Annotated in this window: 6 protein-coding genes and 1 pseudogene; 1 reads left to right on the forward strand and 6 read right to left on the reverse strand. The window is 69.6% G+C overall.

Translation table 11 applies throughout. From position 1 onward, the window contains the following. Positions 1–127: pseudogene (locus D7Y21_RS39410) on the reverse strand (F0F1 ATP synthase assembly protein I); the annotation flags it as partial. 383 nt (positions 128–510) lie between these two features. Between D7Y21_RS39410 and D7Y21_RS39415 the strand changes: the two are divergent. After that, entirely contained in the window at positions 511–1005 is a 495-nt protein-coding gene (locus tag D7Y21_RS39415) for a YbhB/YbcL family Raf kinase inhibitor-like protein (protein ID WP_120560830.1), read from the forward strand. A 16-nt stretch (positions 1006–1021) separates the two neighbouring features. Here the strand turns inward: D7Y21_RS39415 and D7Y21_RS39420 are convergent, their stop codons facing one another. From D7Y21_RS39420 to D7Y21_RS39440, 5 genes are all read right to left on the reverse strand, one after another. After that, a complete protein-coding gene (locus D7Y21_RS39420) occupies positions 1022–1636 on the reverse strand; it encodes a hypothetical protein (RefSeq protein ID WP_147469512.1) in 615 nt (204 codons plus the stop codon). A 15-nt stretch (positions 1637–1651) separates the two neighbouring features. Further along, positions 1652–2482 (reverse strand): DUF692 family multinuclear iron-containing protein, encoded by an 831-nt coding sequence (locus tag D7Y21_RS39425; protein ID WP_121718457.1) that lies wholly within the window; start codon positions 2480–2482, stop codon positions 1652–1654. Positions 2483–2486: 4 nt separating this feature from the next. Further along, on the reverse strand, positions 2487–3329 hold the full coding sequence (locus D7Y21_RS39430) for a methyltransferase domain-containing protein (protein ID WP_121718458.1): 843 nt from the start codon (positions 3327–3329) through the stop codon (positions 2487–2489). Positions 3330–3349: 20 nt separating this feature from the next. Continuing rightward, a complete protein-coding gene (locus tag D7Y21_RS39435) occupies positions 3350–5479 on the reverse strand; it encodes a carbohydrate binding family 9 domain-containing protein (protein ID WP_120560826.1) in 2130 nt (709 codons plus the stop codon). After that, positions 5476–6796, reverse strand: a 1321-nt coding sequence (locus D7Y21_RS39440) for an MFS transporter (protein WP_147469513.1), incomplete at its 5' end; no start/stop codon positions are given. The genes D7Y21_RS39440 and D7Y21_RS39435, both read right to left, overlap by 4 nt.

The following is a 6796-nucleotide window of genomic DNA, read 5'->3' on the forward strand; positions in this document are numbered from 1 at the left end:
CCACCGCCCCGCCCACCAGCTTCCAGACCGCGGAGATGTACGGCTCCGCCGCCCGCATCTGCCGGGCCGTCTCGCCCAGCTCACTGCCCGGCGCGTCCGCCTGCTTCCGAGGCTCCTGGTCTGCCATGCGGACGCCTCACCAAACCCCGGGAAAGTCTTGGGTTTCCTTCACCAACCCCGACCCCGCCCATACACGCGCGGGCGCCGCTTAGCACCGAATGAGCGGCGCGTGCAACCGGTACGGGGGCGCGGGGCACCCCACCGCCAGCAGCGGTTGCGGCACCCGCAAGCGCAGCTACCACGGCGCCGGGGCCATGGGGGCGGTTTCTCCTCTAAACGAGGGCCTATCCGGGCAGGCGGCCCGGGGGGCGCCCGGTGGATCAGCGGGGGCACGCCCCCAGGGGGGTGACGGGCGGCCGGGCGGAGCGCCCTCCGTCTCTCAGCACCGGGACTCCGGCATCGCCAGCTTGGCAGGGGTCACGTTGGCCGTTCATGCCCAAGGAGTCACGCATGCCGAAGCCGCTCGAGCTCACCTCGCCGAAGTTCAAGGACGGGATGCCCATCCCCATCGCCTACACCGGCGAGGGCGACGACAAGGCGCCTCCCCTGCACTGGGAGAACCTCCCCGCCGGGGCCAAGAGCCTGGCGCTCATCGTGGAGGACCCGGACGCGCCGGACCCGGCGAACCCCCAGCGCACCTTCTGCCACTGGGTCCTCTACAACCTCCCCGTCAACACCCAGAACATCCCGGACGGGGCCACCCTGGACGTGCTGCCGGAGGGGGTGCGGCTTGGGCGCAACGACTTCAACCGGCAGGACTACGGCGGCCCCATGCCGCCCATCGGCAGCCACCGGTACTTCTTCAAGCTGTACGCCCTGGACACGGTGCTGCCGGACCTGAACCAGCCCAACCGCACGCAGCTGCTCAAGGCGATGGAGGGCCACATCGTGGGGGAGACGCAGCTCATGGGCACCTACGAGAAGACGCACCACCGCAAGCACTGAAGGCGCACGGGGCACCTCAAGGTGACGGCAGCTCGCGCAACATCACGGCGGGCAGGCCAGGCACCTTGAGGTACTCCACGCGCGTGGGCTTCGGCTCCACCAGGGGCCAGCCCGGCGCGTCCAGCGCGGCGAGCAGCGTGAGCACCGGGTAGTCGAAGGACTCCACGCGCGGGCCTGACACCGGCATGGGGGCAAGACCCCACGCGAGCGACAGGCGCAGCCGTTCGCACCGCGCCAGCTGTGGCACGTAGGCGGGCAGCCGCTGGAGGAGCTTCGCGTGCGGGGCGTGCTCGCCCGCCTCCAGGAAGTGGCAGTACGCGATGGCCTCCTCGCGGTTGAGCACTTCAGGCAACACGTCCTGGAGGAAGCGCGCTCGCAGCGGGCCCAACTCCGGTCGCTTCGCTTCGTCCACCCAGGGGAGCTGTTCGCGCACGCGCTCGGTGCGGTGGAAGTCCATCATCCGGCCCGCGCGCTCCACCACCACCGGATCCACCCGCTGGAGTGCCTCCGCGTCCAACGGCGTCAGGCCCAGCGGGGCCAGGGCTTTGGGGGCATCGAGGCGCCACGCTTCACGAAAGCGCGGATCCACGTGCAGCCGCGCCAGGACCTCCAACGTTCGTGGATAGCTCATCGTCGGTCGCTCATCTCAAGCCGCGCTCGCGCCGCAGCGCTGGAGGATGGCGCGCGCGCGGGCCAGCTCTTCCACCAGCCGCGCGAAGGGAGGAAAGCCGCTGTCCATCTCGAAGTTCACCCCGCGCACCGGGCTGCGTGGCGCCACGTACTCCAACAGGCGCCACACCTCCTCCGGCGACGGCGCGGAGTGGCTGTCCAATCTCAACCCCTCCATCGTGACGCCGCCCGCCAGGTGCACCTGCACCACGCGCTCCAAAGGCAGCCGGTCCAGGAAGGCATACGGGTCGAACCCGTGGTTGATCGCGTTGCAATAAAGGTTGTGCAAGTCCAACAGCAGTCCGCAGTCCGCGCTCTCCACCACGCGGCGCAGGAACTCCGCTTCATCCAACGTGTTGAGCGGCGTGTGGAAGAGATACGCGATGTTCTCCACCACGAAGGGCACGTCCAGGTCCGCCCGCGCGGCCTTCACGTTGCGCACGCACGTGGCCACCGCCTCCTCCGTCAGCGGCACCGGCGTCAGCGCTCGCAGGGGCAGGTTCCCCACGCGCGTAAAACACAGGTGGTCTCCGTGCCAGACGCTCCGGGTGACGTGGCGGACGCGCTTCAAGCCGTCCCGGTAACCGGGCGCGTCCACGCCGTCCGAGCCCACCGACAGCTCCAGGCTGTGGCCCACCAGCGGATAGCGCTTCGCGAGCAGCTCCAGCCGCCGCTCCGAGTCCGGCGTGAGCGGCAGGAAGTGCTCGGGCGTCACCTCCAGCCAGTCCACGCCGGGGTTGCCACGCGCCAGGTGCGGATTGAGGTCCCAGCGGTAGCTGAGCCCCACGCCCAGGAAGGGGAGGCCCATGGCTTCAGGCCTTGCGCCGCGCCATCACCTGGAAGTGCTGTCCCAGGACGGCGAAGCCCTCGTGCGCCAGCTTCTCCTGCAACGCCAATATCTCCTCGCGCGCGGCCCACGCGTCCCACGGCTTCTCCGCGGTGCCGCCCTGCGCGGCCGCCATCGCCTTGAGCATGTCGAAGAACATCACCGGCTTGCCGAAAATCTCCAGCAGCTCCGCGCCCGCGTCCGCCACCGCGCGCTCCAGCTCGCGCACCGTGAAGGCGTGCACCGGCAGGCCATACGGGCACGTCGTGCGGCCGTCGTGGAGCGTGCGGAAAGCCTCCTGCGGCTTGCCCAGCTTCAGGTAGCCGGAGAACGCCTCGTAGCGGTTGTCCACGCCCAGCACCACCGGCGCGCCCGGCTTCGCCACGCGCACCAACTCCTTCACCGCGCGCGGGTACGCATCCAGGCAGTACGACACCGGGTCGCCTTCGCAGAAGACCAGGTCGAAGGCCGCGTCCGGCAGCTCCAGCGCCGCGACGTTCCCCTCCACGAAGGTCACGCGGTCCAGCAGGCCCTTCGCGGCGAACTGGGCCCTGGCGCCGTCCAGCATGCCCGGAGAGATGTCCAGCACGGTGACGTGGTGCCCTCGTTCCGCGAAGCGCGTGCCGAACTTGCCGCCCCCGCCGCCCGCGTCCAGCACGCGCCAGGCCGTGCCGTCCTTCGGCAGCAGCGCCTCCACCGGCTTCCAGGTGAGGTGTTCGTACGTCAGCCAGAACAGCTTGATGGCCGTGGCGTCCGGCGCGCCCTGGTCGTACTTCGGGGACACCTCGTCGTAGCGGCGCTTGAGGCTCTGCGGGTCGGCGGCGGTCATGCGAATGGCCCTTGGACAGGTCAGTAGTTGAAGGAGATTTTCGAGAGGATCCGCCGCTCCTGGGAGCCGCCGAAGGGCTGATCCGTGTAGACGAGGAAGATGTCGCTCCACTGGCGGTAGTGCCACCCCACCATCGCGTCCAGGAACGTGCCCTTCACGGAGTTGTAGTCCGCCAGCTCGTACACGCCGCCCTTCTGCAGCGTCAGGCGCGCGTAGAGGTCCGGGCTGAAGTGGTAGCGCAGCTGCGCGTAGCCGGAGAAGCTGTAGCCATCCCCGGACGTGCCGTAGAGGTCGCTGTTCGTCGGCACGTTGAAGTTGCGCGTGTAGAAGCCGCTGAAGCGCGCGACGATGTGCGGCCCCACCTTCATGTTCACCGCGCCGTTGACGCCGCGGATCTCCCCGCCCAGGAAGCGGCCGGCGACGGCCGTCAGCGTGTAGCTCTGCCAGTCGTGCGGGAACAGGGTGAAGCCGAACGTGCCCAGCCGGTCCCGGAAGCCCAGGTTGTCGTCGTAGATGCCCTCCAGGTAGAGCGCGAAGTCGTGGTGCAGGTAGGGCTGCACGTTGAGGCGGTTGCGCCAGCGCGTGCGCTCGCCCTCGTGGTTGCGGCGCCACAGCGAGTCCCACGTCACGTCCAGCCGGGGCAGGAAGCGCCACCCGGGGAACGGGTTCAGGAACAGGCGCGAGTTGTAGCCCTGCTTGTCCACCACCGGCGTCCAGCCCAGCGGGTTCGCGTAGTTCTTCCCGATGTCCTCGAACTGCAACCAGAACTCCGACAGCGTGTCGAAGCGGTGCAGGCCCACGTGGTACGCGTCCGAGTCCTCGTTGCCCAGCGGGCTCCAGCTCTTCAGCGCCTGCGCCTGGATGAAGAACTCCTCGAAGAGGTGGAAGTTGCCGTCCACGCCCACCGTCTGGAAGTCCGAGTCCCCGAACAGCCCGCCCCGCCCGCTGCGGTTGAGCGCCACCAGGGCAATCATCGACCGCTTGCCGATGTCCTGCTGCAAGCGAATCACGCCGGAGTTGACGTTCTCGAAGATCTCGCGGCCATTGGCGTCCCGGCCGGTGGAGTCGCGGTGCTGCACGTCCAGCAGCGAGAAGTTGAGACCGCTCACCCTGCCGGTGAGCTGCAGGCCGCCCCACACCCGGTCATGCGGCCTCAGCGCGATGCGGCGCGAGGTGAAGACGTTGATGGGCGCGATGAAGAGGTGCTCGCTCTCCGTGAAGAACGCGCGGCGCTCCGGCAGCAGCGGCAGGTCCGTGTCCAAGAGGAGGAAGCTCTGGTCCGCCTCCGCGTCGCTGAAGTCCGGGTTGGCGGTGAGCTTCACCGACAGCCAGGGCGTCGGGTCGATGCGCGCGTCCGCGCCCACGTTGGGACGGAAGACGCCCCGGTCATCCGTGGTCTTGAGCGCCACCGTGCTGGCCACGTACGGGGTGATGCTGAAGATGGAGCGCGGCTTGATGCCCTTGAGCCCCTCCAGGTGCGGGTAGCGGCTCACCTTCGCGCTGTTGACGCCGTCCGGCGTCCAGTTGCTCCACTCCTGATTGCGCGACTGTTCGCGGTCCAGGAGCATGCCGAAGGACATCTCGTCCTTCGCCTCGAACTGGAAGTTGGCGAACGGGATGCGCACCTCCGAAATCCACCCGTCCTTCACGATGGTGGACTTCGTCTCCCACTCCCCGCGCCAGTTGGTGGAGAACGCCTCGCCGTCATCCACGATGCGCCCGTCGGTGCGCACGCCCAGCGGGTTGGTCCAGAAGTAGTACGCGTTCCGGTGGTCCAGGAACGTGTCCAGGATGATGGTGATGTTGTCCTCCTGGTGGAGGAACCCCTCGTTCTGCACCGTGTAGCCGGTGATGCGCTCCGGCTTGGAGTCGATGCAGTGGAAGAGGAAGTACAGGTTGTCCTGGTCGTAGAGGATGCGGACCTTGGTGTCGTCCGGCGCGGGCTTGCCGTAGTTGACGCGCGTGAGGTACCAGCCGGCGATTTCCGGGGCCGCCTGCCACGCGGGCTCGTCCCCCTTGCCGTCGATGGTGATGACGTCCTGCGTCCGCGTCGCGGTGACCTTGTACGTCGAATCAGCGTGTCCCAGCGTGGGCACCAGCGCGGCCAACAGCGCGGTGCCCCAGCGACACACGTGGCGAAGGGGGCTCATCCGGGCTCCGAGGTAGGGGTGAGGGCGGCCACGGGGGCCGGTTCAGGCGTGGAGTGGGAGGACGCCTCGCGCACGCGCGACACACAGCCGAGCGCCAGCACGAGGGCCACAGACGAAAGAAGGAACGTGGAGCCGATGCCGGCCCGCTGCGCGGTGAAGCCATAGGTGACGGGCGCGAGCACGGAGGCCAGCGCGCCGCAGGCGCCCAGCGCGCCCATGAACCGGCCGCGCTCGGAGGGCGCCGGGGACTGCTCCACCACCAGCGCGGACGCGGAGGAGCGGTGCAGGCCGTCGGGGATGGCCAGCAGCACCCAGGCCACCACCAGCGTCATCAACGCGGCGCCGTCCGGCAGCCATCCCGCGGCCCCCAGCACCGCCGCCATCACCGCCATGCCCGCGAGGCCCGGCACAATCAATCCCACGCGCCGGGACAGCCGGTCCGACAGCCGTCCGCCGAAGGGCTGCGCGAACGCGTACGTCAGCCACGACGCCGCCACCAGCGGCCCCACCGCCTCCCGGGGCGCGCCCAGCTCCACCGCGTACAGCGGCAGGTACGTGGGGAACAGCGCCAGCGCGAAGGTGAAGAAGAACTGCCAGAGGAACAGCGCCGCCGCGCCCGGCCGGTCCTTCACGTAGGTGAACGGCGACCAGAGCCCCCGGAACACCAGGCCCCATGCCGCGCCCGCCCCACCGCGCACTGCCTCCGCGCGCGGAGGACGCGCCGGTTCGTTCAGCCCCAGCAGCAGCAGGCTGCCCGCGAGGAACAGGCCCCCCGCCAGGAAGAAGGTGCCCGCCACCGACAGCGTGCGGATGACGGCGGAGGACGCGAACAGCGCCGCGACGAACACCAGGTTCGACGTGGCATCCAGCAGCGCGAAGAGGGTGGCGCGCTGCCTGGAGGGCGCGAAGTCCGCCACCATCGCGTTGGACACCGGCGCCGCGCTGCGCGACAGCAGCATCTTGAGGATCATCACGGCGGCGAGCGGCTGCGGGTCGTCCACCAGCGCCACCGCCGGCACCATCAGCGACGTGACGAGCGACAGGCCCACCACGAAGGGCTTGCGCCCATGGCGGTCCGACAGAGCCCCCAGCACCGGCTGCACGAAGATGGGCAGCAGCGCCCCCACCGTGTAGAGCGCGCCAATCTCCTTGAAGCCCAGCCCGCGCTCGCGCAGGTACAACGGCATCACCGGGTTGAGCAGGCCTGAGGCCGCCATGCCCAGCAGCCCCGAGCCCAGCATCACCCGCAGGTTCCCCAGCCCCCGCGTCAGCCCGTACATCTCCCGGATGGCACCCACGCCCTGGCGGATCATCCCC

Origin of the sequence: Corallococcus sp. AB045, assembly GCF_003668895.1 — a bacterium.
GTDB lineage: Bacteria > Myxococcota > Myxococcia > Myxococcales > Myxococcaceae > Corallococcus > Corallococcus coralloides.